This is a genomic window from Caproicibacter fermentans (genome assembly GCF_009746625.1).
Classification (GTDB): Bacteria; Bacillota; Clostridia; order Oscillospirales; family Acutalibacteraceae; genus Caproicibacter; species Caproicibacter fermentans.
The window spans coordinates 325,774-349,851 of record NZ_VWXL01000014.1; the positions used below are offsets into that span (position 1 = coordinate 325,774).

Here is a 24,078-nt window from a genome sequence, read left to right on the forward strand (position 1 = left end):
TTAAACCTGCGGCGGAAAAGCAAGAAATGCGCCTTAAAAAGGCTGTTAAGCCCGATTAAGACGCATTTCTTGCACATATTTTTTAGGTGGCTATGATACAGCAGCCCACCCGTCTGTTCTTATTCCAGATTTGCCCCGACGAACTGGCTGTTGTAAAGGTCGGCGTAAAATCCGTTTTTCTTCATGAGCTCGTCATGGCTGCCGGTTTCGATGATGGTTCCGTGATTCATGACGAGAATCAGATGGGCGTCGCGAATGGTGGAAAGCCGGTGCGCGATGACGAAGTTGGTCCTGCCGCGCATCAGCACTCCCATGGCTTTCTGAATCAAAACCTCCGTGCGGGTATCGACACTGCTGGTGGCTTCGTCCAGAATCAGTACGGACGGGTCCGCGAGAATCGCCCGCGCGATGGTGAGAAGCTGTTTCTGTCCTTGGGAGATATTGGAGGCTTCCTCGTTCAGAACCGTCCGGTAGCCCTCCGGAAGAGAACGGATAAAGTGGTCCGCGTGAGCGGCCTTCGCCGCCGAGACAACCTGTTCGTGGGTCGCGTTTTCGCGGCCATAGGCGATGTTTTCCTCAATGGTACCGTTGAAGAGCCAGGTATCCTGGAGAACCATCCCGAACATGGTCCGCAGGCTTCCGCGCGCGATGTCCCGGATGTCGACGCCGTCAAACGTGATTGCGCCTCCGTTGACTTCGTAAAAGCGCATCAGCAGATTCACGAGCGTTGTTTTCCCTGCGCCGGTCGGGCCGACGATCGCAACTGTTTCTCCCTGTTTGAAATCAAGGTTCATGTCTTCCATCAGAGGGACGGATTCGGTATAGCGGAATTTTACATGGTCAAAACGGATATCGCCTTTCGGATGTTCGATCTTGACCGCGTCTTCGGTGTCCGGAATTTCTTCTTCTTCGTCAAGAATCTCAAAGACGCGTTCCGCGCAGGCGATGGTGGACTGAATAATATTCGCAATGTTCGCCGTCTGGATGATCGGCATGGAAAAGGATCTTGAATACTGGATAAAAGCGGTGATGTCGCCGATGTTCAGAAAGCTTTTCGTGACGAAAATGCCGCCGACCACCGAGACGAGAACATAGCCGATATTGCTCACGAAATTCATCAGCGGATACATAATGCCGCTCATGAACTGGGCTTTCCAGCCTACGTTGTAAAGGTCGTCGTTGACTTTTTCAAAGGTTTCGATGGACTCCCTTTCACGCCCGAACGCTTTTACAATGATATGTCCCGTAAACATTTCCTCGGTGTGTCCGCTGAGCGTGCCGAGATGTTTTTGCTGCGCCTTGTAATACTTTTGCGAATGGGAGGCGATAAACATGGTCACGCCGATATAGAGCGGCAGGGTACACAGTACGATCAGCGTCAGAATCGGACTGTAAAGAAGCATCATGATGATATAGCCCAGAATCTGGCAGACGGACTGAATCAGCTGGGTCATGCTTTGCTGAAGAGTGCTTGAAACCGTGTCGATATCGTTGGTCATGCGGCTGAGGATATCGCCGCTGGTGTGTCCGTCATAGTATTTCAGCGGCAGGCGTGCGAGCTTGTCGTTTAGATCCTTTCGAAGGCTGTACACCGTTACCTGCGAAACGCTTGCCATGATATACCGCATCAGGAAGGTGAAAAGCGAGCTGAGAAGATAGACAAATAAAAGGAACAGAAGGGTTTTGGCGATGGCGTCAAACGGAATGACGCCGTTGGTCTCGCGGATATCACCCAGATATTTCTGCAGGTCTTCGTCGCTGAGCTGGAACGATTGGACGGAGCTGTCCGACTGGGGAAGCTTTTTAGCAAGTGAGGCGAACCGGCTGACGGTGTCCGCCTTTTCATCCGCGCCGGCAATGTCGCTGATGCGGGGAAGGCTTACCATTTCACGCATGGCGCTCAGCGCCTGCGGCGTAACGGACTGTGAAATTCTATCGTCGAACGCTTTGTCCGCGGCTGCGGCGGCCCGCTGTTCGGCCGCCGCAATCTGGTCCTGAGAAGCTCCCTCCTGCTCCAGCGCCGCGCGCGCCGCCGCTTTAGCCTGATTTTCAGCCTGGCTGCGCGCGGAGTCGATTTGATCCAGCCGGGCTTTCAGAGGCTTACTCATGGACTCCTGTGCTTTGGTGACTTCCGAAATCATGTGCTTTGCGATGAAGCCATCGGTCAGCTGATTGATCGCGTCTCCGCTGATTCTCGGGGCCAGAACGGTGAAAGCGGTTGATAAAAGCGCAAACAGAACGACGGCGGCGAGTCTAAAGGTGTGCGGCTTCAGGTATTTGACCAGGCGCTTGAGCGTTCCCATAAAGTCTTTGGCTTTTTCCACGGGCCTTCCGATGGAGCCGCCGGGCCCGCCTCTGTGCCCCATGGCGCCCGGCCTTTCCGCCGGGCTGGTGTTATTCCGATTTTCGCTCATGCCAATTCCTCCTCGGAAAGCTGCGAAGCCACGATTTCTCGATAAACGCCGCAGCTTTTCAGCAGCTCGCTGTGAGTGCCGATTCCCGCGACCGAACCTTCGTCAAGAACTATGATCCGGTCGGCGTCCATAACGGTTCCGACGCGCTGCGCGACAATTATGACGGTGGCTTTCTGGGTGTCTTTTTTCAATGCGGCGCGAAGCTTCGCGTCCGTTTTAAAGTCGAGCGCGGAAAAGCTGTCGTCAAACACATAAATTTCCGGACGGCGGACCAGGGCCCGCGCGATGGAAAGTCGCTGCTTTTGTCCGCCGGAGAGGTTCTGACCGCCCTCAGACAGCATGGAATCGTATCCGTCCGACATCTGGGAGATAAATTCAGACGCCTGCGCGACGTCCGCCGCATGGCGGATTTCATCTTCCGACGCGTCTTCTTTTCCGTACCGCAGGTTTTCGTCGACCGTGCCTGTAAAAAGCCTTGCTTTCTGCGGGACGAAACCGATTTTGTTTCGAAGCTCTTCCTGCGGCATCGCCTTTACGTCGATGCCGTCGACAAGAACCTGACCCTCATCCGCGTCGTAAAAACGCGGAATCAGATTGATCAGCGTGCTTTTGCCGCTGCCGGTGCCGCCGATAATCGCCGTGGTTTCGCCCGGTTTTACGGAAAATGAAACATTTTGAATCGCGGACTGCTCCGCGCCGTGATACCGGAAGGTTACGTTCCGGAATTCCACATAGCCCTTTTCTGCTGCGGCGGGTTCCGGCAGCTGGGGATCGATAATTTCAGGCTCGGTGCTCAAAACCTCGTTAATACGGTCTGCGGCTGCCTGGGCGCGCGGAATCATGACGAACATCATGACAAACATCAGAAGCGAAAACATGATCTGCATCGCGTACTGGACAAAAGCCATCAGTGCGCCGAGGTTCATCTCCCCGGTGTCGATTCTTTTGCTTCCGAACCAGAGCACGCACACGGTGACCAGGTTCATGATCAACATCATCATCGGCATCAGGACCGCCATGATGCGGTTTACATGAATATAAGTATCCGTCAGATCCTTGTTGGCGGTTTCAAACCGCGCTTTTTCGTGGTCGATTTTATTAAATGCCCGGATGACACGGATACCGGTCAGGTTTTCGCGCAGAATCAGATTGATGCGGTCCAGTTTTCGCTGAACCTGACGGAAAATCGGAACTACTTTGGATGTGACCAGATAGATGATTAAAATCAGGACGGGCAGCGCGATGGCAAGAATCAGTGTCAGGGTCCTGTCCTGATGATACGCTTGAAAAATACCTCCGACGCAGGTCAGAGGAGCGCGGATCATCATATTGATGATCATGATTGTAACGGTCTGAATTTGGATAATGTCGTTGGTTGTTCTGGTAATCAGAGTGGAAGAACCGAATCGGTCGAACTCATGCAGCGAAAAATTTTCCACACGGCGGAAAATCCGGTTTCTCAGAATCCTGCCCAGGCCGACGGACACCCTGGCGCCGAGAAAGCCCGCCACGACGGCGCAGATTACGCCTCCCGCCGCGATCAGAAGCATGTATTCCCCTGTTTTCCAGATATAACCGATATTTTTGGTCATGATCCCGTTGTTGACAATGTCCGACATCAGAGTCGGCAGATAGAGGTCGGACATCACCTGAAGAAACAAAAATACCAGAATCATAATGATAGAGACGGTATATGGCTTCAGGTTCCGATAAATTTTCAGCATTCAGAAACCTCCTGAGCTTATGGGTTGTGATGTTTACTGTTTTCATGGCTTTTGGAACTTTCGTAGACGTATACTTCGTTGAGCAAATTTGCAAATTCAATGCTTTTCTCCACACCGAGATAGTGAACCATTCCCTCAACGTGAGCGGCAAAGTGCTTCTGATGGTCTGAAAGAAGGCGGTTTCCCTCTTCGGTCAACCGTACGCGGATAATCCGCCGGTCCTTTCGGTCCGTGTCCCTTGCCACGAGCTTCAGGGTTTCCAAATGATAAACGGTGGGTGTTACCGTGGGCGATTTCACATGGAGCTCCCGGCTGAGCTCCGAGATGCTGACTCCGTCCGGGCAGCTGGATTCCATTTGTTTCAATGCGAACAGAATCAATATATCGCTGTGCCTGCACGGTTTGTTTTCCCGCTTCTTTTCCGCATAATTTTTTCCCCGAAGGCGTTCGAACTGGACCAGGGCAGTCAGCAGCATTTTTCCTGCTTCTTCTGTACGGTCTTCATCGGGCATTTGACAACAACCTTTCGAAAATTAGTTAGAGTACCTATTTATTTGGATTCCTAATTATACGTCCGCCAAAGGAAATGGTCAATATTTAAGTTGATCATGTTTTTTTAAAATCAGGAAAAATGGTTGTAGGTATCTTATAAAAAATAAGCTTATGAAACAAAGGATGACATACATTACTCGCTATTGGAAATAAATATTGTGTATATTTTTGCAATGAAATATACCGCTTTCTCTTGACAGATGACCGCAGACACGCTATGCTATTAATAATTTAATTGACAGATAATTACCTGTAAAGCTGAATTTCTCTTAGTCTACCGGCAATGGAGCCTTGTATCGAACGATATGGGGCTTCATTTTTATTTGTTTTCAACGGAATTATTATACACATGCGGCAAAGGGGCCCTGATCCGAAAAGAATCGGATTAGGGCCCCTCGTTTTTTACCGAAGGAAATTACGCGGGTAATGCTTCCGGGATCACCGGAATGATTATAATAAGCCGTTTGCTTTATGAATTGCGAATTTTGAGAATGGAGTGAAAGTAATGAAGTTTATGAAAAAAATTGCGCTTCTGCTGGCTGCCGCGACCATCCTGTCCTCGCTGGCGGCATGCGGCGGAAGTACAGCAACTGCAAGCCCATCGGCGGGGGGGACCTCATCGGCGGCTTCTAAAAAGACCATTAATGTAGGACTGACCAATACGCCCGCGAATCTGGATCCTCTGGACTTTGTCGACAACGCGACCACATGGATTACACAGATTCTTTATCTGCCGCTGATGGACCTTGACGAAGACGGAACCTATAAGCCCCAGCTTGCCGATTCGGTGGATACGACGGACAACAAGGTTTATACGGTTCACCTGAATGAAGACGCCAAATGGACCGACGGTCAGCCGGTTACCGCGGACGACGTCGTTTTTACAACCAATCTGGTCTGCAACCCGAAAACGAACTCCAATCTGAGCTCTTATATTAACCTGATTGACGGGACGGATAAAACCGGTAAATCCACCGGCGACACAGTCTCCGGCGTGAAAAGGATCGATGACCATACCGTTCAGTTCACACTGAAGAGCAAGGCCGGGATGGATGTTTTTAAAGATTCTGTCTGTAAAAACATCAAAACGGTTCCGCAGCACGTTTTTAAGGACGTTGACCCCGCCACTGTCCTCACGAGCAAACAGGTTCAGGATGCGGCCGTGACGGACGGCGCGTTTCAGCTGGTATCCTTCCAGAAGAGCCAGTATGTACAGCTTGCCGCCAACAAGGACTATTTCCGGGGAACGCCGAAAGTTGACGAGCTCAATTTCAAAATCATGCAGGGCAGCAATATCACCGCGGAACTTCAGAGCGGCGAAATCGATATGAACTGGCCCGGCATCGGCAACGTTCCGGTGGAGGATTACGACAAGGTCAAGGCAATGGACAACCTCACCATTATCCCCGGCGTTCCGTGGACCATTCAGTATCTGTTTATCAACAACAAAACTTTCACCGACAAAAAAGTCCGTCAGGCGATTTCCATGGCAATCGACCGCAAGTCCATCAACGACAATCTGTGCAAAGGCGAAGGCGAGCTGATTCAGCTTCCGTTTGCCAGCGATTACAAATTCCTGAATCAGGATGTTTCAACTCCGGTGTTCGATCTCGCGAAGGCGAAACAGCTGCTTGCCGAATCCGGATTCGATACCGGCAAGACTATTCGTTTTAACGTCCCGACCGGCAATACGACCCGTGAATCCGTCGCAAACGTTGTGCAGAGCAACCTGACTGCGCTCGGCCTGAACGTCCAGATTCAGAAATACGATTTCCCGACCATCATGAGCAAGCTGCGCAGCCTGGATTACGACCTGACGATTGTCGGCAACTCCACGACCCCGACCAACCCCACCAGCTGGCTGCAGTTCCTGTATGAAACAGGCATGGATCATAACGAGTACAGCAACCCGGATGTCGACAGCCTGATCGAATCCGCCTATGTTGAGACGGATGAAAACCAAATCAAGGAAGATTACATGAAGCTGCAGGAAATACTTGCCGACGAAATGCCGACTCCCGCATTGTACGCTTCTTATGAGCTGATGGCGGTCAACAAGAGAATCGTTACCGGGAAGCCGAAAATCTACGGTATGACCGTCAATGTTCAGGACTGGGATATCAAGTAAGCACAAATCAGCGTAGCCTGCCTGCCAAACGGAAGCGCGGCGCTTCCGTTTGGCATCATTCTTATTGATCACGGCCGCAGCCGCGGCAAAGCCATGATAGGAAGAAATGAGGTTGTAAGGAATGGGATACATGCTGTCCGTGAGGAATTTGCAAACGGCGTTCCATACCGACGCGGGAGAAATCGTTTCCGTTGAGGATGTCAGCTTTGACCTGAACCCCGGAGAAACCCTGGGAATCGTAGGGGAATCGGGATGCGGCAAAAGCGTAACATCCCTGTCGATCATCCGGCTTCTGGGAAAAAGCGGACGCATCAGCAAGGGCGAGATTCAATTTGAGAATCAGGACCTTGCCAAGATGAACGAAAAAGAAATGAGAAAAATTCGCGGCGGCCGGATTTCCATGATCTTTCAGGAACCGATGACGTCCCTGAACCCGGTTTTCACCATCGGCTATCAGATGCAGGAAACAATTTGCCTTCATCTTCAGATGGGAAAGAAGGAATCGCGCGCCTATGCGATTGAAATGCTGAAAAAGGTCGGAATCCCGCGTGCGGAATCCGTGATAGACAACTACCCTCATGAGCTGTCCGGCGGGATGCGTCAGCGTGTGATGATCGCAATGGCACTTTCCTGCAAACCGAAGCTGTTGATTGCGGACGAACCGACAACAGCTCTTGATGTAACCATTCAGGCGCAGATTCTGGAGCTGATGAAGAAGCTGCGCAAGGAATCCGGAACCTCCATTATGCTGATTACGCATGACCTCGGCGTCGTTGCGGAGATGGCGGACCGCATCATCGTGATGTATGCCGGCCAGGTGATTGAATCCGCGGATGTCTACACTCTGTTTGATCATCCGGCGCATCCGTATACCATCGGCCTGATGAATTCGATTCCGACCGTAGACCTGGACGATTCCAAACGGCTGGAATCCATAACCGGCACCGTGCCTTCCATGTACCAGAAAATCAGGGGGTGCCGTTTCTGCAACCGCTGCAAATACGTGACGGAACGCTGCCGGAACGAGGCGCCTCCGCTGACACAGCAGGGCGAGGGCCACCTTGCGCGGTGCTTTTTCGCCGGAAATCTGCCACAGAAGAAGGAGGCCTGACGGATGGCTGAGATGAATCAAGCGCAGGCTCCCATACTCACAACCAAACAGGTCAAGCTCTACTACCCCATCCGCCGGGGCATTATTTCAAAAACGGTAGGCTATGTAAAGGCGGTCGACGGCGTGGACCTCAGCATTCTCCCCGGGGAAACGCTCGGTCTGGTGGGGGAATCCGGCTGCGGCAAATCGACTCTTGGCAGAACTCTTTGCCGGCTGGAAACGCCGACGGACGGAGAGATTGTGTTCGAAGGCAAGAATATTGAAGCGATGGACCAGAAGAGCCTCTACGGCATTCGAACCAAGCTGCAGATGATTTTCCAGGATCCTTACTCTTCTTTGAATCCGCGCAAACGCATTGTGGATATTCTGGAGGAACCGCTGATCGTTCATCACATTGTTCCCAAAGATAAAATCAGCGCGGAGGTCGACCGTTTGCTGGATCTGGTCGGGCTCCCCAAAGGATGCAAACAGAGGTATCCGCATGAGTTTTCCGGCGGACAGCGGCAGAGAGTCGGAATCGCGCGGGCCCTGACGGTGCACCCGAAGCTGATTGTCTGCGACGAGCCCGTGTCCGCTCTGGATGTTTCGATTCAGGCACAGATTTTGAATCTGCTTCGCGACCTGCAGCAGGAAATGAATCTGACCTATCTGTTTATCGCGCACGGCCTCGGCTCCGTCCGCTACGTCAGCAGCCGCGTCGCGGTGATGTATCTGGGCAAAATCGTTGAAATCGCGTCAAGGGATGAGATTTTTTCCCGCCCGCTGCACCCCTACACCAAGGTGCTGATGGAAGCGTATCCGATTCCGAATCCGCACCTGCGGGGCAAGGAACGAATCGTTTTGGAAGGGGATGTTCCCAGCCCCGCGAATCCACCTTCCGGCTGCCGATTCCATACCCGTTGCCCGATGGCGACCGAAGAGTGCAGCAGGCAGACCCCCGTATTAAAGGGCAGGGCTCACAAAGTCGCCTGCCTGAAAGTCGATTTGTGAGGAAAGGCCGGTGAACTGGATTGTTTAACTATATTATCCGACGGATTCTGATTGCAATTCCGATTCTGCTCGGGATTACAATTATAGATTTTCTGATTGTCAATATGGCCCCCGGAAATCCGGTCGACATGATGGTCAGCCCGAATGTGACGGGCGCCGCGCTGGAATTAAAGAAGGCGGCTCTCGGCCTGAATCAGCCGCTGTATGTGCAGTACTGGCACTGGCTGGTGAACATTCTGCAGCTGAATTTCGGCTATTCCATGACGACGTATCAGCCGGTCGGTGATATGCTGGCGCAGCGGATCGGTCCGACCATGCTGCTGATGGGTCTTTCGCTGATTGTCGGGCTGCTGATCGCGGTGCCGCTCGGCATTGTCAGCGCGACGCATCAGAATTCCACGCTGGATTACGTCGCGACCGGCGGAGCGTTTTTCGGCGTCTCCATCCCGAATTTTTTCCTTGGCCTCGGCCTGATTTATATCTTCGCGGTCAGGCTGAAAGTTCTCCCGTCCTCGGGCATGTTCACACTGGGCGGCAACAACGGCATTGCCGACACGGCCGCGCATCTGGTTCTTCCTGTGATTGTGCTCGCGGTGCAGATCGCCGGGCAGGATATTCGTTACGTCCGTTCCGGCATGCTGGAAATCCTGGGACAGGATTACCTGAGAACCGCGCGCGCGAAAGGATTGAAGGAATCCGTCGTTATAAACCGGCACGCCCTGCGCAACGCGCTGATTACAATCATCACGGTCATCGGCATGCAGATTCCGCTTCTGTTTGGCGGCGCGGTAATTACGGAACAGATCTTTGCCTGGCCCGGAATCGGCCAGCTGACCATCGACTCGATTTCAGGCCGCGATTACCCGACCTTAATGGCGATCAACCTGATCGCCGCGGTCATGGTGCTGGCCGCGAATCTGCTGACGGATATTATGTATTCCGTGGTGGACCCGCGCGTCAAATACAATTAAAAGGAGCGGAAGACATGGCAGTTGCAGAACTGAAAGTACCGAACGCAGTAAATCCCGGCGCGCCTGAACCCGATACGCCGGATACGCTGGAATTCGGAGCCGTGCAGGAAACCTATTTGCACATGGTGATACGCCGCTTTCTGAAACATAAGCTTGCGGTGGCAGGGGTCTTGGTCGTTCTTCTTTTAATTGTATGCGCGCTGTTTGCCCCGGCGATTGCCCCGCATGACCCGAACGCGATTACGAATACCTTTAACGCGGCGCCGTCCGCAGAATATCCGCTCGGCACGGACCGTGTCGGCAGAGACGTGCTGAGCCGTCTGATCTTCGGTACGCGCGTCTCCCTGACCGTCGGGTTCCTGACGGTCGCCATCTCCGTTGTCATCGGCACGGTCCTGGGCCTGATCAGCGGCTATTTCGGCAAGGCGATCGACATGCTGATCATGAGAATCTGCGATATTTTCATGTCGTTCCCCCAACTGATGCTGATCCTCGTGGTTGTCAGCATTGTCGGGCCGAACACAAGGAACATTACCCTGGTCCTCGGGCTTTTGGGCTGGCCGCAGGTGACGCGGCTGGTGCGCGGCAATGTGCTGAGCGTAAAGCAGTCCGATTATATGAAAGCCTGCACCGCGCTGGGATATCACGTTCCGCGCAAGCTGTTCAAGCACATTCTGCCCAATACTCTTGCGCCGATTCTGGTCAACGCGACGTTCGGCATCGCCGGCAACATCCTGATGGAAGCCGGGCTGAGCTTCCTAGGGCTCGGCGTACAGCCGCCGACCGCAAGCTGGGGCAACATGCTGACCGACGCGCAGTCCCTGACGATTTTGACCTCTCAGCCATGGCTGTGGGTCCCGCCCGGAGTGATGATCATGCTCAGCGTTCTGGCGGTCAATTTTGTCGGCGACGGTCTTCGGGATGCGATCGACCCCAAAAGCATGTCCTGATCATGAAATTACGACTGTGGCCCGCCGCGACGGCGGGCTGCGTTTTGAAAGAAGGATTGCCTTATGACGGAAACGGAATCGATACTGGCTTCCATCGACGAGAAATCCGTACGGTATCTTGATGCGGCGGACCGGATCTGGGAATTCGCGGAAACCCGCTTTCAGGAAACCAAATCGGCCGCGCTGCTTTGTGAAATCCTGAAACGGGAGGGCTTTCAGGTCGAAACCGGAGTTGCGGGTATGGACACCGCATTCATCGCGGCTTATGGCGGCGGCAAGCCGGTAATCGCCCTGCTCGGCGAGTACGACGCGCTTTCCAGCCTGAGCCAGGAGCCCTGCGTCGCGGAGAAAAAGCCGCTGGTCCAAGGCGCGAACGGGCACGGATGCGGACATAACGCGCTGGGCGTGGCGTCGCTTGCGGCAGCGATTGCGCTGAAAGATTATCTGAAGGAGACCGGAGGCTCGGCACCGTAAAATATTACGGCTGCCCGGCGGAAGAGGGCGGGGGCGGCAAGGTTTTTATGGCCCGCGACCATCTCTTTGACGGACTGGATACGGCAATCACCTGGCACCCGGGCGACCTGAACCGCGTCATGGCTTCCGGAACGCTCGCCAATATTGAAACCTATTTTGTTTTCAGCGGGACCAGCTCCCACGCGGCCAGCGACCCGCACCTGGGCCGCAGCGCCCTCGACGCGGCGGAGCTGATGGACGTGGGGGTGAATTTTCTGCGGGAGCATGTGATGCAGGACGCCAGAATGCACTATGCCGTCACCGATTCGGGCGGAGTTTCCCCGAATGTGGTTCAGGCGAAAGCGGAAGTCCTTTCTCTTTTGCGCGCGCCGACGATTCCTCAGGTCCGGGAAATTTATGACCGTGTCTGCGACATCGCAAAGGGCGCGGCGCTGATGACGGAAACGCAGGTGGAAATGATTCCGGACGGGGGGACCGCCGACCTGGTTCCAAACGACACGCTTGGCAAGGTGATGCAGGAAGTGATGGAAGAACTGGGAGGACCGGTTTTCAGTGAGGAAGACCAGGCGTTTGCGAGGGAAATTGAAAAGACCCTGACTCCGGAGCAGAAAGCGGCCTGTTTGGGACGGTTTGACCAAAAAACTGCGGAGCGGCTGAAAAGCTGCGCCCTGGCCGAATTTGTGATGCCCTACCATCCGACGGAAAAGGCGACGCCGTTTTCCACCGACGTGGGCGACGTGAGCTGGAAGGTACCGACGGTTCAGCTGACCGCCGCCACGCAGGCGCTCGGCACGCCGGGGCATTCCTGGCAGATCGTTTCACAGGGAAAATCCGGGATCAGCCACACGGGGATGCTGTATGCCGGCAAAGTAATGGCCCTGACGGGGCTCAGGCTGTTTCAAAAGCCGGAACTCTGCGAACAGGCGAAAGAGGAACTGAAAGAAAGGCTGAACGGAGAACCATACGACTGCCTGATACCGGAAGGCTTTCAGCCGCATGCCTCGCGCTGACGGATGAAAGGAGGACTGAAATATGGCGTGCAAAGAAAAAATATCCATGCTGATTGACGGGAAAAAGGAGCTTTACGAGCGGGCAAGCGATTCCATCTGGGATTATGCGGAAACACGGTTTGAAGAATATCGGTCTGCGGAATTGCTCTGTAAAATTCTTAGGGAAGAGGGGTTTGAGGTTACAACAGGGCTTGCCGGAATGCAGACGGCTTTCGTCGGCAGTTTCGGCAGCGGGGAACCCGTGATTGGGATCCTGGGTGAATTCGACGCTCTGTTTGACTTGAGCCAGGTAGCCGGAATTACGGAAAAAAAGCCGCTGGTTCCGGGCGGCAGCGGGCACGGCTGCGGCCATAACGCCCTTGGCGTCGGTGCCCTGGCGGCCGCCGTTGCGGTCAAGGATTATAGAAAGGAGCATCAACTTTCGGGGACGGTCCGGTACTACGGGTGCCCCGCGGAAGAAGTAGGGAGCGGAAAGGCGTTTATGGCGCGCGAGGGAGTCTTTGACGATTTGGACGCGGCTCTCTCCTGGCATCCGGGCGATATGAACGAAGTCTGGGGATGCAGCAGCCTTGCCGTGACACAGGCGTATTTCAAATTCAGCGGAATCAGCTCTCACGCGGCCGCGGCTCCGCAGCTTGGCCGCAGCGCGCTGGATGCCGTGGAACTGATGAACGTCGGCGCCAACTATCTGCGCGAGCACGTGATTCCGGAGGCAAGAATCCATTACGCGATCACGAACGCGGGCGGGCTTTCCCCGAATGTGGTGCAGGCAAACGCGGAAGTCCTGTACGTGGTTCGTGCCCCGAAATTCCGGCAGGCGAAAGAAATTTTTGACCGCGTGGTTAAAATCGCAAACGGTGCGGCACTGATGACCGGCACCGCCTTTGAAACCGTCATTGACAGCGGCTACACCGATTATATTCCGAACGATACTCTGAGTCGCCTGATGAGCGAAAAGATGAAAGAGCTGGGCCCGTGGCAGGCTGACGGCGAGGAGATCGGGTTCGCGAAAGAAATCGGAGAAACGCTGACTGCGACCCAGAAAGCCACCGCGAACGCCCGGGTTCGCGACCGGGAAGAGCTCGGCGTCATCCGGGAAACCGGAATTGCCGGTTTTGTCAGTCCGTATCAAAAATCGGATACGCCGATGCCCGGGTCAACGGACGTCGGCGACGTCAGCTGGATTGTGCCCACCGCACAGTGCTCCGCCGTGACGCAGGCCTTCGGTACCCCCGGGCACTCCTGGCAGGTGGTTTCGCAGGGAAAGTCCGGAATTTGCCACAAGGGAATGCTGCTGGCGGCGAAAACCATCGCGCTGACCGCGGCGGAGCTTTTTGAGCACCCTGAAATCGTGAGCCGGGCGCGGGAAGAGTGGAAGGAAACCCTGCATGGAGAGAGCTATCTTTGCCCGATTCCGCCGGAGGTAAAACCAGCGGCGCTCCGGTAATCGGCATTGTCTGAAATCAAGTTAGGAGAGATACGATGAAAAGTTTATCCGTCAACGCGCTGGCCGCGCCGACTTCCGGAATCCGCAAGATTTTCAATCTTGCCGTAAAAATGGACGACTGCGTCAAGCTGATGGTCGGCGAGCCGGATTTCCCGACGCCGGAGCATATTGTGGAAGCAGCCTGCAGGGCGCTTCACGAGGGAAAAACCGGATACACCGTCAGCGCGGGCATTCCTCAGCTGAGAGCCTTGATCGCCGAAAGCGTAGGGAAAAGGAAAGGAATTCACGCAGACCCGGAACAGCAGGTGATTGTAACAAACGGGGCGACCGGAGCACTGTACCTTTCCATGAAAGCGCTGCTGAATCCGGGGGACGAAATCATCATTGGGGTTCCGTTGTTTTCCAATTATCTCGGCCAGGCGATTTCCATCGGCGCCGTGCCGAAATTTGTCACCCTGCGTGAGGAAAACGGCTTCATCATGGACTGTGAAGATCTGGAAAAAGCGGTTACACCGAAAACGAAAGCAATTTTGCTGAACTCTCCTTCCAATCCGATCGGGAGTATCATCAGCCCGGAGACGCTTGGGAAAATAGCGGAAATTGCCGTGAAACATGATCTTTATGTCATCTCCGACGAGGTATATCAGGATTACAATTACGGGGGAGTACCCGTAGTGAGCATCGCGTCTTTTCCCGGCATGCAGGAGCGGACGGTTATCATCGACAGCTTTTCCAAGACTTATGCGATGACGGGGTGGCGCGTCGGCTATGCGGTGTCTTCTCCGGAAATGATCCGCCTGATGATCAGCATGCAGGACGACGTGATTTCCTGCGTCAACACGATGGCGCAGTACGCCGCAGTGGAAGCGCTGAGCGGCCCGCAGGATTCCGTTGGGCAAATGATCGACGAATTTCGCGTTCGAAGAGACTTGCTGGTCGAGGGAATTGAAAAAATTGAAGGTTTAAAATGCGTAAAGCCGAACGGGGCGTTTTACCTTTATGTAAATATTTCGGGAACGGGACTCACTTCAGAGGATTTCGCAATGCGGCTTCTGCGCGAAGCAAGGGTGGCTGTGGTACCCGGAACCGCGTTTGGGCCGGGCGGAACGGAGTATGTTCGGATTTCGTATGTCACTTCTCAGAAAAATCTTTTGGAAGGCGTAAAGCGGATCTCCGATTTTGTGAAAAATCTGTAATAAGAAAAGGAAGGGATACAGGATGCCGATCAAAGAACTTGCGGAAAAATATGAAAGCTACGTCATTGAAAAAAGAAGATACTTTCACCAGCACCCGGAACTGAGCTGGGAAGAGGAGAATACCACCAATACCATTGAAGCCGAACTCAAGGACATGGGCATTGAAACAAAGCGCTATTCCAAAACAGGGGTAACAGGTATGATCCATGGCGGAAAACCCGGAAAAACAGTTGCGCTTCGGGCGGATATCGACGCCCTTCCGATCCAGGAAAACGCGGAGGTTCCGTTCCGCTCGCTGAATCCCGGTAAAATGCACGCCTGCGGGCATGACTGCCATATTTCCATGCTGCTCGGCGCGGCAAAAATCCTGACGGAGATCAGGGACGAGCTGGAAGGCGACGTGAAGCTGATTTTTCAGCCTGCCGAAGAAGCCGGCAACGGCGCGGAATACATGGTGAAAGAAGGCGTGATGGACGGCGTCGACGCCGTGATGGGAATGCATATTTTCGCGGTGATGCGCGGCCCGAAAATCAATGTTCAGGAGGGCAGCCGCATGGCTGCCGCGGCGTCCTTTAAAATCATTGTGAAGGGCGCGGCCGCTCACGGTTCCACCCCTCACCTCGGAACGGACGCGATTGCAGCGGCCTCCTCCATCGTCATGAATTTGCAAAGCTATGTCAGCCGGATGAACGACCCGCTGAGCCCGCTGGTGGTAACGGTCGGCACCATTCACGGCGGCGACCGGTTCAACATTATTCCACAGCGTGTGGAGATGGAAGGAACCCTGCGCACGTTTTCGAGGAAAACGGCCGACGATGCACAAGACGTGCTGAGGAAAATCGCACAGCAGACCGCCTCGGTATTCGGCGCGACCGCGGAATTGGAATACGCAAAATTCACGGATCCGGTCAGTAACGACGATGCTCTTCTGAACCGTGTTGCGCATGACGCCGCCGTCGGTCTGTACGGAGAGGATGGAATCATTCCGGTCGAGAAACTGACGGGTTCAGAGGATTTCTGCTATTACATGGAAAAAGCGCCCGGCTATTTCGCATTTCTCGGAGCGGGCAACCCGAACATCGGCGCGGTTTATTCCAACCACAGCGACAAATTCAAGGTGGATGAGGCGGCCCTGCAGCGCGGCTCCGCGCTTTATGCCCGGTTTGCCTGCGATTACCTCAAAGCCGTCAAGTAAAATCAACCGAACAGTCCTATGCGGTTCTCCCGGATGAATTTTGTTATCATCCGGGGGATTTCTCATGTTCTGGCGAAGTATCTTTCAGCTTTTTCTCGATCAGACTGAGATTGTTTTTCAGTCTCTGGTCCTCCGGGCTGAATGCCAGCGCGGCCTTTGCGTGCTCCAGGGAACGCTCATACATCCCCAGCTGAAAGCAGGCAATGGAGCAGAGATCGTCGGGCGTATAATCCCATGAGTAAGCCGCGTTGACATAAACGGGGGAGCGCTCGCGGATTTTGAGCGCTTCTTCCGTCATGCAGAATACGGTCGGCCAGTCGCCGAGCCGGTAAGCCATCCTGGCAAATTCCACATAAGCGTCGCGCATCCAGGGGGCTTCGCCGATTGCGCGGTAATACCAGCGGTATGCTTCTGAAACCTGCGACAGGCTGAAAAAGGAAGCGGCGGTCCAGCGCATGGAAGCACAGCGCTCCTCCCGCCAGACGGCGGTGGGCAGGGAGAGATAACGCAGCATGGTATTGATACAGTCCTGCCAGCGGCCCCGGTACATATATTCCCGGCCGAGGTAATACGTCATTCGGTCGTCGCTCGGCTCTTCCTTTACGGCCATTTCCAAAAGCGGCAGATAGGAGCTTCTCGATTTGTTCGGGTCGGGGTGATGATTCAGAACCATTCCGGGAATAAAGACCACTCGCTGCGGCTCAGTCCCGACGTAGCCAAGGCATTCGTGGACGGGGTGGAGCCAGCGGTAGCCGTGCCTTGCATGGCATTTAAAGTAACGGAACTGCACCGCGGGGGTTCCGTCCGGCTTCAGGCTCCAGTTATACAGGTATTTGCCCATGGTTGTACCTTTTTGCCACGCCTTTTCAATACAGCGGCGCCAGCCTTTTTCAAAAATTTCGTCAAGATCGGTGCAGACGCAGATATCGACGTCCTCCGGAACGTGGTCAAGCGAGCGGTTCCTTGCCTCGTCGAACCTCCAGGGATCAATCTCTTCGGAATAGACGGCCGCCCCTCGCGAAATCAGCTTTTCCGCGGTTTTGTCCGTGGAGCCGGTATCGGTGACAACCACCAGGTCCGCCTCACTCATGGAGTCCATCCAGCGGTCGACAAACTGCTCCTCGTTTTTACAGATGGCGTAGACGCAGATTTTATAGCGACTCATGGTCTGCACGCTCCTTCCCGGCATCCGAATCAGCCATTGCACGGATCAGTTCAAGATTCCGCCGAATCCTCGGATCGTCCGGCGAAAGCTCTGCGGCGCTCCGAGCGTATTCCAGTGATTTCTGGTAAAGGCCGAGGCGATAGCACGCAATGGAGCCGTAATCATAAAAAAACGATCCCCAGCAGCGGGGTTCCAGCAAATAGCTGCCCGAACGGTTCTTGATGGTGAGCGCCTGCTCGCACATGTCAAACAGAAGGAACCAGTCGCCTTGCAGATAAGCAAGATTCGCCATGTAATAATAAGGCTCCCTTACGGAAGGGCACTCGCCGATTGCGCGGTAGAGCCACTCTTTCGCTTCATCCGGCTTTTTCTGTTCGGCGAGGCACTGCGAAATAAAGCGCATGGCAGCGCAGCGTTCCTCCGTCCAGACAGCGCTTGGCATGTCTAAGTAGCGCCGCAGAGTCGCAATGCTTTCATCATATCTTTTGTAATACAGATACTCGCGCCCGAGCCAGAAAATGACCCGGTCGTCCTCTGGATTTTCTTTGGCGGAGAGTTCCAGCAGGGGCAGGTACTGGCTTCTCGGTTTGGAAAGGTCCGGATAATGATTCAGAATGAGACCGGGAACCCACACGCTTTTTTCCGGTCTGCCACCGCTGTAGGACAAGAGTTCATGGACCGGGTGAATCCAGCGGAATCCCTTCCGGCAATGAATCTTTTCCATCATGTATTGTTTATCCGGTGTTCCGTTTTCCTTGTAGCTGTAGGTGAACAGATACTTGACGCGTGTAAGGTCCGGCTGCCAGACCGCCTCCAGCTTTTCCCGCCAGCCTTTTTCAAAAACCTCGTCCAGATCGTTTGGCACGCAGATGTCAACGTCTTCCGGAATATGGTCCATCGCCGCGTTCCTTGCGGCATCGAAACGCCAGGGCTTGATCTCTTCGCGGTATACCTGCGCGCCGCGCGCCCGGAGCTTTTCAACCGTGCGGTCGGTGGAGCCGGTGTCGGCGACGACGACAAGGTCGGCCTCGCTGACAGCGTCCATCCAGCGGTCGACAAACTGCTCCTCGTTTTTGGTGATTGCGTAAACGCAGATTTTATAGTTGCCCGTATGAAAACACCTCTTTTATAAAACTGGGGGGTCGCCGCCGCAGCGGCGGCCCCCGAAAAGGATTAGCTTAAAAAGATTACGTCAAATTGCGAGCTGACAGAGGTTCCCAAAGTAAATGCGGTGGCGCCGGAACTGTTTCTAAGGGTCAAAACATCGCCGCCCGCCAGCGTCAGCATTGCGGTGCCGGAAACCACGCCGGTCCCGACCAGCAGATCGATGGTCGTTGATGCGTCCGGAGTTCCGTTCACTGCAATGGAGAGGGAAGCTCCCGTTCCCGCCGTAATGTTGATATAATAGTCGATTTGATACGTTCCTGTGGACGGCACGGTTACTTGGGCTGTACCGGCGGTATGGGTAATTCCGCTGAGAGGACCGTTGTTGCTGAATGTGACGTCGGCGCCGCTGGCAACGGCCTGTGTTCCTGAATTGTAAACATAACCGAAGGTTGTTACGCCTGGTCCGGTGTCACCAGTTGGCCCGGTGTCGCCGGTCGGTCCGGTGTCACCAGTTGGCCCCGTTGGCCCGTTGTCGCCCGTTGGCCCGGTGTCTCCGGTTGGTCCGGTGTCGCCGGTTGGTCCGGTATCGCCGGTTGGTCCGGTGTCGCCGGTTGGTCCGGTATCACCGGTTGGCCCGGTGTCTCCCGTTGGCCCGGTGTCGCCAGTCGGTCCGGTGTCGCCCGTCGGCCCGGTGTCGCCTGTCGGCCCGGTGTCGCCGGTTGGCCCGGTATCGCCGGTTGGTCCGGTGTCGCCCGTTGGTCCGGTATCACCGGTTGGCCCCGTTGGCCCGGTGTCTCCGGTCGGTCCAGTGTCGCCGGTCGGCCCGGTATCTCCGGTCGGCCCGGTGTCGCCAGTCGGTCCGGTATCACCGGTTGGCCCCGTTGGCCCGGTGTCTCCGGTCGGTCCAGTGTCGCCGGTCGGCCCGGTATCTCCGGTCGGCCCGGTATCTCCAGTCGGTCCGGTATCGCCGGTTGGTCCGGTGTCGCCGGTTGGCCCCGTTGGCCCGGTGTCTCCGGTCGGTCCAGTGTCGCCAGTTGGCCCGGTATCTCCGGTCGGCCCGGTATCTCCAGTCGGTCCGGTATCACCGGTTGGCCCCGTTGGCCCGGTGTCTCCGGTCGGTCCAGTGTCGCCGGTCGGCCCGGTATCTCCGGTCGGCCCGGTATCTCCGGTCGGCCCGGTATCTCCAGTCGGTCCGGTATCGCCGGTTGGTCCGGTATCACCGGTTGGCCCCGTTGGCCCGGTGTCTCCTGTCGGTCCGGTGTCTCCGGTCGGCCCGGTATCGCCCGTTGGTCCGGTGTCGCCCGTCGGTCCGGTGTCGCCGGTTGGCCCGGTATCTCCGGTCGGTCCAGTGTCACCCGTCGGTCCGGTGTCACCCGTTGGTCCAGTTGGTCCTGTGTCTCCGGTCGGCCCGGTATCTCCAGTCGGCCCGGTATCGCCGGTTGGTCCGGTATCACCGGTTGGCCCCGTTGGCCCGGTGTCTCCTGTCGGTCCGGTGTCTCCGGTCGGTCCGGTGTCGCCGGTTGGCCCGGTGTCGCCGGTTGGCCCGGTGTCTCCGGTTGGCCCGGTGTCGCCAGTTGGTCCGGTGTCGCCAGTCGGTCCGGTGTCGCCCGTCGGTCCTGTGTCTCCGGTCGGTCCTGTGTCTCCGGTTGGTCCAGTGTCGCCAGTTGGCCCGGTATCGCCGGTTGGTCCGGTATCACCGGTTGGCCCCGTTGGCCCGGTGTCGCCGGTCGGCCCGGTGTCGCCGGTCGGCCCGGTGTCTCCGGTCGGCCCGGTGTCGCCAGTTGGTCCGGTGTCGCCCGTCGGTCCGGTGTCGCCCGTCGGTCCGGTGTCTCCGGTCGGTCCGGTGTCTCCGGTCGGTCCGGTATCTCCGGTCGGTCCGGTGTCGCCGGTTGGCCCCGTGTCTCCGGTCGGTCCCGTGTCGCCAGTCGGCCCGGTTGCTCCGGTGTCTCCGGTCGGTCCGGTGTCGCCGGTTGGCCCGGTATCGCCGGTTGGTCCGGTGTCGCCGGTTGGTCCGGTGTCGCCCGTCGGCCCGGTATCTCCGGTCGGTCCGGTGTCTCCGGTTGGCCCGGTGTCGCCAGTTGGTCCGGTGTCGCCCGTCGGTCCGGTGTCGCCCGTCGGTCCTGTGTCTCCGGTCGGTCCTGTGTCTCCGGTCGGTCCTGTGTCTCCGGTCGGTCCGGTATCTCCGGTTGGTCCGGTATCTCCGGTCGGTCCGGTATCTCCAGTCGGTCCGGTGTCGCCCGTCGGTCCTGTGTCTCCGGTTGCTCCGGTGTCTCCGGTCGGTCCGGTGTCGCCGGTTGGCCCGGTGTCGCCAGTTGGTCCGGTGTCGCTAGTCGGTCCGGTGTCGCCCGTCGGTCCTGTGTCTCCGGTCGGTCCTGTGTCTCCGGTCGGTCCTGTGTCTCCGGTCGGTCCTGTGTCTCCGGTTGGTCCGGTATCTCCGGTTGGTCCGGTATCTCCGGTCGGTCCGGTATCTCCAGTCGGTCCGGTGTCGCCCGTCGGTCCTGTGTCGCCAGTCGGCCCGGTTGCTCCGGTGTCTCCGGTCGGTCCGGTCGCTCCGACGGAACCTGCGGCCCCAGTCGGTCCTGTAGGTCCGGTTGCTCCGGTGTCGCCGGTCGGCCCGGTCGCTCCGACAGAACCCGTGGCCCCAGTCGGTCCAGTGTCTCCGGTTGGCCCGGTCGCTCCGACGGAACCTGCGGCCCCAGTCGGTCCTGTAGGTCCGGTTGCTCCGACGGAACCCGCGGCCCCAGTCGGTCCTGTAGGTCCGGTTGCTCCGACGGAACCCGCGGCCCCTGTCGGTCCGGTTGGCCCCGTAGGCCCGCCCGCGGGTCCGCCAGGTCCGGTTGGCCCGGTTGGCCCCGTTGGTCCGCCCGCCGGTCCGATCGGTCCGGTATCACCGGTAGATCCCGTCGGACCTGTCGGCCCGGTTGTTCCGCTCGGCCCGGTCGACCCGGACGGCCCGGTTGGTCCGGTTGCTCCGGTCGGTCCCATAGGTCCGCCGGACGGCCCGGTCGGACCGGTCGGCCCTGCCGGTCCTGCCGGTCCCACAAATCCCATTGCTCCCTGAGGACCCTGTGCTCCGCTATGGCCCGTGGGACCTGTTACGCCGGTTGGTCCGGTTGGCCCTGTCGGTCCGGTTGGTCCCACGGGTCCGCCGGACGGTCCGGTTGGCCCAGTCGGCCCGGTTGGTCCGCCCGCGGGTCCTGTCGGCCCGGTTGGTCCGGTTTCCCCCAACGTGTCGTCTTCCACGACGGTAAGGGATGCGTTGGGAGAAAACTGTGAGGTTAAAATCGTAGTACCTGCAGTTGCGTTTTGCAGAGATACAGTAACAGGCGCAGTGTTTACTTCTATAATTCCTATGCCATAAGCCTCACCGGTTCGAATAGGCAGCACGCCTTCAATATTGTCGCCTTGCGAAGAAACCAGCGCGTAGTCGATCCCGGATGCTCCGGATGAGGTTTGAGTGGCAAGCCACCAGTTAAAAACATATCTTCCGTTATCGCCGATTGTAATGACGCCGGTCGCGGAATTATATAGGATATTGCCTGATGAATAAATAACATTATTAAAAATGACGTTTCCGCCCGGAGCGATATTCCCGCCGACGGCGGTTCGTTCTATTTGTAGGGCAATATTGCTCAAATTACTTTCCTCCCGAGTTCATTAAAGGCTTACTTCAATGATGGTTATGCCTGCCTGAACAGCTGTAGTGGAATAGGTTACGGTAGCTCCCGATTGGTTCGTTAAAGTGACGGTAGCGGGAGTGGCGCCTACCGTGACGATTGCACTGCCATTGACCTGGCCCGTCGTTAATGGCGAGTATGCGACCGGTCCTGGAACGCTGTTCAGTGTTACGCTGAAGTTTACCGATGTCGCAACACCGGCGCTGTCTTCTGCAATCCACCAACTGACATAGTAAATTCCTACTTCGGTAATGGTGAATTCACCGGTTGCGGCATTATAAGAGATATTGGGGCTTTGGTCACTAAGAATTGTATTGAAGAGTACCGCTGAACCGTCGGTCACGGTGCCTCCGGGGCTGTCGTCAAGCTGAGTCTGAATTCCACGTAACTGGACGGTTGCTCCGGTATCGCCGGTCGGTCCGGTCGGTCCGGTGTCGCCCGTTGGGCCTATTGGCCCGGTGTCTCCGGTCGGTCCTGTTGGTCCGGTGTCGCCCGTTGGGCCTATTGCCCCGGTGTCTCCGGTCGGTCCTGTCGGTCCGGTATCGCCGATTGGGCCTGTCGGTCCGGTGTCGCCCGTTGGGCCTATTGGTCCGGTGTCTCCGGTCGGTCCTGTCGGTCCGGTGTCTCCGGTCGGTCCTGTCGGTCCGGTATCGCCGATTGGGCCTGTCGGTCCGGTATCGCCGATTGGGCCTGTCGGTCCGGTGTCGCCCGTTGGGCCTATTGGCCCGGTGTCTCCGGTCGGTCCTGTCGGTCCGGTGTCTCCGATTGGTCCTGTCGGTCCGGTGTCTCCGGTCGGTCCTGTCGGTCCGGTGTCTCCGATTGGTCCTGTCAGTCCGGTGTCTCCGGTCGGTCCTGTCGGTCCGGTGTCTCCGGTCGGTCCGGTCGGTCCGGTGTCTCCGATTGGTCCGGTCGGTCCGGTGTCTCCGGTCGGTCCGGTCGGTCCGGTGTCTCCGGTCGGTCCTGTTGGTCCGGTGTCCCCGGTCGGTCCTGTCGGTCCGGTATCTCCGATTGGTCCGGTCGGTCCGGTGTCTCCGGTCGGTCCTGTTGGTCCGGTGTCCCCGGTCGGTCCTGTCGGTCCGGTATCTCCGATTGGTCCGGTCGGTCCAGTGTCCCCGGTCGGTCCTGTCGGTCCGGTATCTCCGACTGGTCCTGTCGGTCCGGTGTCCCCGGTCGGTCCTGTCGGCCCGGTGTCTCCGATTGGTCCGGTCGGTCCGGTGTCCCCGGTCGGTCCTGTCAGTCCGGCTGCACCCGTTGGTCCTGTCGGCCCTGTTGGCCCTGTCGGCCCTGTTGGCCCTGTCGGCCCGGTAGTTCCTCCCGTCGGTCCGACCAGATCGTCCTCAATTACAACCAGGGTCGCTTTCAACGGGACAACGTTCGCATAAAACACATCGGTTGTACTGGCGTTCACCAGTGAAACCGTTACGGGCGCCACAGTCACGTCGATAATGCCGATCCCGGAAACTTCATCCGCCCTTAACGGAGAATTCCCCTCCAAAAAATCCCCCTGCGAAGAGGACAGGGCAAAAACGGTTCCGTTGCTGGAAAGCGTCGCCTGCGTGGCTACCCACCAGCTTAGTGAGTATCGGCCGGCCTCTAAAAAGGTAATGACTCCGGTCGTGCTGTTATAGGTGACATTCCCCGCAAGATACACGGTTGTATCAAAAATTACATTGCTGCCGGCTGCGATCGACCCGCTTGCCGACCGTTCGATTTGCAATGCTATATTGCTCATATATTTCACCTGCACATCAAATTTCCAGCCGCTGTAATGATCCATGGATGCTTCCTGCGGCTTTTGCCAGTATATGCGTACAAACAAGGCGCCGTTCCCATGGAAACGGATAAAATTCATATATGGAATTATGTACCGTATCCTGAACCTGGAAAAGAGATCCCGCATATACTGAGTCAGACCGGATTTATGTTATGAACGGCGCATATAGATGAGACGATTGGAGAGCGGAAGA

The 24,078-nt window shown here is 56.5% G+C and carries 16 protein-coding genes and 1 pseudogene; 10 read left to right on the top strand and 7 right to left on the bottom strand.

Features of this window, described 5'->3' with window-relative positions:
* Positions 1-119 precede the first annotated feature (119 nt).
* From CAFE_RS03445 to CAFE_RS03455, 3 genes are read right to left on the bottom strand one after another with little or no spacing between them, the layout of a single operon-like run.
* A complete protein-coding gene (locus CAFE_RS03445) occupies positions 120-2,414 on the bottom strand; it encodes an ABC transporter ATP-binding protein (protein WP_156989780.1) in 2,295 nt (764 codons plus the stop codon).
* Positions 2,411-4,138 (bottom strand): ABC transporter ATP-binding protein, encoded by a 1,728-nt coding sequence (locus tag CAFE_RS03450; RefSeq protein ID WP_156989781.1) that lies wholly within the window; start codon positions 4,136-4,138, stop codon positions 2,411-2,413. The genes CAFE_RS03445 and CAFE_RS03450 overlap by 4 nt, the downstream gene beginning before the upstream one ends.
* 17 nt (positions 4,139-4,155) lie before the next feature.
* A complete protein-coding gene (locus tag CAFE_RS03455; RefSeq protein WP_066644016.1) occupies positions 4,156-4,650 on the bottom strand; it encodes a MarR family winged helix-turn-helix transcriptional regulator in 495 nt (164 codons plus the stop codon).
* 545 nt (positions 4,651-5,195) lie between these two features.
* Here CAFE_RS03455 and CAFE_RS03460 point away from each other — a divergent pair.
* The 10 genes and pseudogenes from CAFE_RS03460 to CAFE_RS03500 all read left to right on the top strand — a co-directional run bounded on the left by CAFE_RS03460 (position 5,196) and on the right by CAFE_RS03500 (position 16,162).
* Positions 5,196-6,818, top strand: a complete 1,623-nt coding sequence (locus tag CAFE_RS03460; RefSeq protein ID WP_083209984.1) for an ABC transporter substrate-binding protein — start codon at positions 5,196-5,198, stop codon at positions 6,816-6,818.
* A gap of 121 nt (positions 6,819-6,939) precedes the next feature.
* Complete coding sequence (locus CAFE_RS03465; protein WP_156989782.1) at positions 6,940-7,929, top strand: ABC transporter ATP-binding protein; 990 nt, start codon at positions 6,940-6,942, stop codon at positions 7,927-7,929.
* Between the two features lie 3 nt (positions 7,930-7,932).
* A complete protein-coding gene (locus CAFE_RS03470; protein ID WP_083209983.1) occupies positions 7,933-8,919 on the top strand; it encodes an ABC transporter ATP-binding protein in 987 nt (328 codons plus the stop codon).
* Between the two features lie 20 nt (positions 8,920-8,939).
* Positions 8,940-9,890, top strand: a complete 951-nt coding sequence (locus CAFE_RS03475; protein WP_066644014.1) for an ABC transporter permease — start codon at positions 8,940-8,942, stop codon at positions 9,888-9,890.
* Positions 9,891-9,904: 14 nt separating this feature from the next.
* Complete coding sequence (gene opp4C, locus CAFE_RS03480) at positions 9,905-10,840, top strand: oligopeptide ABC transporter permease (RefSeq protein ID WP_066644013.1); 936 nt, start codon at positions 9,905-9,907, stop codon at positions 10,838-10,840.
* Between the two features lie 63 nt (positions 10,841-10,903).
* Positions 10,904-11,314 carry a zinc-binding metallopeptidase family protein gene (locus tag CAFE_RS19910; protein WP_233452676.1) on the top strand — a complete coding sequence of 137 codons (411 nt, stop codon included), beginning with the start codon at positions 10,904-10,906 and terminating at the stop codon, positions 11,312-11,314.
* A gap of 29 nt (positions 11,315-11,343) precedes the next feature.
* A pseudogene (locus tag CAFE_RS03485) lies at positions 11,344-12,324 on the top strand (zinc-binding metallopeptidase family protein); the annotation flags it as partial.
* A 22-nt stretch (positions 12,325-12,346) separates the two neighbouring features.
* A complete protein-coding gene (locus CAFE_RS03490) occupies positions 12,347-13,771 on the top strand; it encodes a M20 family metallopeptidase (RefSeq protein ID WP_156989783.1) in 1,425 nt (474 codons plus the stop codon).
* A 35-nt stretch (positions 13,772-13,806) separates the two neighbouring features.
* Complete coding sequence (locus CAFE_RS03495; RefSeq protein ID WP_066644011.1) at positions 13,807-14,967, top strand: pyridoxal phosphate-dependent aminotransferase; 1,161 nt, start codon at positions 13,807-13,809, stop codon at positions 14,965-14,967.
* 22 nt (positions 14,968-14,989) lie between these two features.
* Positions 14,990-16,162, top strand: coding sequence for an amidohydrolase (locus tag CAFE_RS03500; RefSeq protein WP_156989784.1), 1,173 nt, complete (start codon positions 14,990-14,992; stop codon positions 16,160-16,162).
* A gap of 46 nt (positions 16,163-16,208) precedes the next feature.
* On the opposite strand, the gene CAFE_RS03505 is transcribed toward CAFE_RS03500, so the two are convergent.
* The 4 genes from CAFE_RS03505 to CAFE_RS03520 all read right to left on the bottom strand — a co-directional run bounded on the left by CAFE_RS03505 (position 16,209) and on the right by CAFE_RS03520 (position 23,888).
* Positions 16,209-17,327: a tetratricopeptide repeat-containing glycosyltransferase gene (locus CAFE_RS03505; protein WP_156989785.1), complete on the bottom strand. Its 1,119-nt coding sequence runs from the start codon at positions 17,325-17,327 to the stop codon at positions 16,209-16,211.
* Positions 17,314-18,423 (bottom strand): glycosyltransferase, encoded by a 1,110-nt coding sequence (locus CAFE_RS03510; protein WP_066644008.1) that lies wholly within the window; start codon positions 18,421-18,423, stop codon positions 17,314-17,316. Before CAFE_RS03510 ends, CAFE_RS03505 begins: the two co-directional genes overlap by 14 nt.
* A gap of 77 nt (positions 18,424-18,500) precedes the next feature.
* Positions 18,501-22,070: a BclA C-terminal domain-containing protein gene (locus tag CAFE_RS03515; RefSeq protein WP_156989786.1), complete on the bottom strand. Its 3,570-nt coding sequence runs from the start codon at positions 22,068-22,070 to the stop codon at positions 18,501-18,503.
* A gap of 21 nt (positions 22,071-22,091) precedes the next feature.
* On the bottom strand, positions 22,092-23,888 hold the full coding sequence (locus CAFE_RS03520) for a collagen-like domain-containing protein (RefSeq protein WP_233452677.1): 1,797 nt from the start codon (positions 23,886-23,888) through the stop codon (positions 22,092-22,094).
* Positions 23,889-24,078: the final 190 nt, after the last annotated feature.